Consider the following 3,616-nt stretch of genomic DNA (forward strand, 5'->3'; position numbering starts at 1 on the left):
GGCCCGCCCTGTCCGCCGCGCTCTACGCCCTCCACCACCGCAGCCGCGACCTCACCGAGCTGCACCCGGCCCACACCTACCTGCGCGGCCTGCGGCTCAACGCCGTACCGGCACTGAAGGTCTGGGCCCCCCTGCTGGCCTGGCTGACGGTCATCGCCTTCACCCTCACCCACTTCTCCGCCACCGGTCTGCCCGGCTGGTGGGCCCTGCTGCTCGCGGCGATCGGCGCCGGCTGCCTCCTGTGGGGCGCGCACGCCCTCGTCCTGACCTCGCTCTTCGCCTTCCGCGCACGGGACACCGCCCGCCTCGCCGCGTACTTCCTGTTCCGGCACGGCCGCGCCACCCTCGCCGCCGCCTCCCTGCTGGTCCTGACGGCCGCGTCGGCGAGCCTGCTGACCGAGGCCGTGCCCGCCCTGCTGGCCGCTCCGCTGCTGCTGTCCCTGCTGCACGGAAGCCGCGCGGTGATCGCCGAGACGCGGAAGGACTTCACCACATGACGCACAAGATCCGCTACGGCGGTGACTACAACCCCGAGCAGTGGCCCCAGGAGGTCTGGGACGAGGACCACCGGCTGTTCACCCGGGCCGGGATCGACACCCTCACCGTCGGCGTGTTCACCTGGTCCCTCACCCAGCCGACTCCGGACACCTACGACTTCACGATCCTGGACCGCGTCCTGGACCGGGCCGCCGCCGAGGGGCGCCGGGTCTGCCTGGCCACCGGCACCGCCGCCCTCCCGCCCTGGCTCGCGAAGCGGCACCCCGAGGTCAACCGCACCGACTTCGAGGGCCGCCGCCACCGCTACGGCCAGCGCCACAACTTCTGCCCCAGTTCACCGGCGTACCGCGAACACGCCACCGTGCTGGCCTCCCGTCTCGCCGAACGCTACGCGCACCACCCGGCCCTGCTCGCCTGGCACATCAACAACGAGTACGGCGGCGCCTGCTACTGCGACCTGTGCGCCGAGGCGTTCCGGCAGTGGCTCCGCGACCGGCACGGCACCCTCGACGCCCTCAACGACGCCTGGTGGACCACCTTCTGGTCGCACCGCTACACCGACTGGGACCAGATCGAGCCGCCGAACGCCCTCACCGAGCACTGGCGCGGCCCCGACCACACCGCCTTCCAGGGCATCACGCTCGACTGGTTCCGCTTCACCACCGACGCCCTCCTCGGCTGCTTCCTGGCCGAGAAGGAGGTGATCCGCGCCCACGACCCGGACACGCCCGTCACCACCAACTTCATGGGCACCTTTCGCCCCCTCGACTACCACCGCTGGGCGCCCCACCTGGACTTCGCCTCCTGGGACAACTACCCGGCCCTCGACGCGCCGCCGACCCGGCCCGCCCTCGCCCACGACCTGATGCGCGGCCTGAAGGACGGCGCCCCCTTCTGGCTGATGGAGCAGACCCCGTCCACGACGGCCTGCCGTGACGTCAACCCGCTCCGGCGGCCCGGCGAACTCCGCCTCGCCACCTTCCAGGCGATCGCCCACGGCGCGGACGCCGCCCTCTACTTCCAGATGCGCGCCTCCCGGGGCGCCTGCGAGAAGTACCACGGGGCCGTCATCGGCCACGCGGGACGCGACGACACCCGCGTATTCCGCGAAGTCGCCGCTCTCGGAAGCGAGTTGGAGACCCTGGGCGACCGGACGCTCGGCGCCCGCACCCCAGCCCGCACCGCTCTGCTCTTCGACTGGGACAGCTGGTGGGCCCTGGAGATCTCCGACGGCCCGTCCCGGCTGGTGAAGTACCCGGACGTGGTCCACGCCTACTACCGGGCCGCCCGGGAGGCGGGCGCCGACGTGGACGTGATCCCGCAGACCGCCGACCTCACTCCCTACGACGTGGTCCTCGCCCCCGCCCTCCACATGGTCAAGGGCGACCTCGCCACCCGCCTCGAAGCCGTCGCCGCACGCGGCGGCACGGTCCTCGCAACCTTCCTCTCCGGCCGCGTCGACGAGCACGACCGCGCGTTCCCCACCGACGTCCCCGGGCCGCTTGCACCCCTCATGGGCATCCGCGTCGACGAATGGGACGCCCGCCCGCAGGAGTTCACCCAGCCCGTCCCCGAGCTCGGTACCGAGGCCCGACTCGTCTTCGAGATAGTGCGGACGCGCGGCGCGGAACCGATCGCCACCTACGGCACCGACTTCTACGCCGGCACCCCGGATTTGCGGAAGAAGTAGCTGTTGACCTGGTCGCGCCACTCGCGGGCACCGCGGAGCTGCTCCTCGTAGCGCTCCGCCACCCGCGAGTGGCACGCCGGGTCCACCAGCCCGGCCAGGGACGCCCACACCGACCGGGCCTCCTCGACCTCCTCGACACCCTCGAAGTGCGTGTCGTAGATGTGCTGGATCACGGTCTTCCCGCTCTTCAGCACATGCCCGTACGGCACGTGGTGGAAAAACAGCAGCAGCTCGTCCGGGCAGGTGTCCGGCGATGCGTAGAGCCCGGCCCACGGCTCGCCGTACTGCCCGGCGAAGCCCGTACCGCTCTTCACGCTGCGGTCGACGCCGATCCCGTCCCGGTCGGCGAAGTGGTAGGTCCCCCACGGGCTGTACTCGTACCCGTCCACGCTCGGCCCGTAGTGGTGCCCCGGCTGCACCATGAACCCCACGCCCAGGGGAGCGGTGTACTTCTCGTACGTTCGCCAGGAGCCGTCGAGCACGGCGTGCAGCCCGTCGGCCAGTTCCCGGGGAGCGTCCGGGAAGCTGAGCCCGATCCACTCGTCGAGCACCGCGCGCGGCTCGGCGTCCGGCCGCCAGGCCAGCCGCCCGAAGGTGTACAGGTTGGCCTGCGCCAGCGGATGCCCCGTCCAGAACGGGTCGTCACCGGCGTTCGACACCGCGACGAGCCCACCCCGCGCCAACTCGCCTGCCGTCCAGCCCGGTTCCGGCCGGAACCGCAGGACCTCACTCCACATCGGCCCCAGCCAGCACACATGCCGCTGCTGCCCGGTGTACTCCTGGGTGGCCTGCAGCTCCACCGCCAGCCGGGTCCCGGGCATCGCACCGATCAGCGGCGAGACCGGCTCACGCACCTGGAAGTCCATCGGCCCGTGCTTCACCTGGAGCACCGCGTTGCCGGCGAACTCCCCGTCCAGCGGCACGAAATGGTCGTACGCGGCGCGGGCCCGGTCGGTCGTGCGGTCCCGCCAGTCCTGCCGGTGGTCGTAGACGAACGCCCGCCAGTGCACCGTGCCGCCGAACGGCTCCAGGGCCGCCGCCAGCAGGTTCGCGCCCTCGGCGTGACTGCCGCCGTACGCGAACGGCCCCGGCTGCCCCTCCGAGTCCGCCTTCACCACGTACCCGCCGAAGTCGGGTATCGCCTCGTACACCCGGCGCGTCGCCTCGGCCCACCAGCCGCGCACCGCTCCGTCCAGCGGATCGGCGGTGGACAGCCCGCCCAGCGTGATCGGCGCGGCGAACGAGACCGACAGGTGGGTGCGGATGCCGTAGGGCCGCAACACCGCGGCGATGTCGGCCACTTCACCGATGCGGTCGGTCAGCAGGCGGGCCTCGGCCGCGTGCACATTGACGTTGTTCACGGAGACGGCGTTGATCCCGCACGCCGCCAGCAGCCTGCCGTACGCCCGCACCCGGTCGAGTTCGCCC

At 72.2% G+C, this 3,616-nt stretch carries 3 protein-coding genes; 2 read left to right on the forward strand and 1 reads right to left on the reverse strand.

What is annotated here, in order from left to right:
• Nucleotides 1–497 (forward strand): hypothetical protein (locus C1J00_RS40120; RefSeq protein ID WP_102913782.1); only part of this gene is annotated, 497 nt, incomplete at its 5' end.
• Complete coding sequence (locus C1J00_RS40125) at nt 494–2,188, forward strand: beta-galactosidase (RefSeq protein WP_245936698.1); 1,695 nt, start codon at nt 494–496, stop codon at nt 2,186–2,188. The genes C1J00_RS40120 and C1J00_RS40125, both read left to right, overlap by 4 nt.
• Here the strand turns inward: C1J00_RS40125 and C1J00_RS40130 are convergent.
• On the reverse strand, nt 2,155–3,616 hold a 1,462-nt coding region (locus C1J00_RS40130), incomplete at its 5' end, for an alpha-glucuronidase (protein ID WP_102913783.1). The genes C1J00_RS40125 and C1J00_RS40130 overlap by 34 nt on opposite strands.

Source organism: Streptomyces cahuitamycinicus (assembly GCF_002891435.1).
Classification (GTDB): Bacteria; Actinomycetota; Actinomycetes; order Streptomycetales; family Streptomycetaceae; genus Streptomyces; species Streptomyces cahuitamycinicus.

Bases quoted from the DNA above. Each gene is read 5' to 3' on its own strand.
- C1J00_RS40125 (WP_245936698.1), top strand. From the start codon at position 494: ATGACGCACAAGATCCGCTACGGCGGTGACTACAACCCCGAGCAGTGG.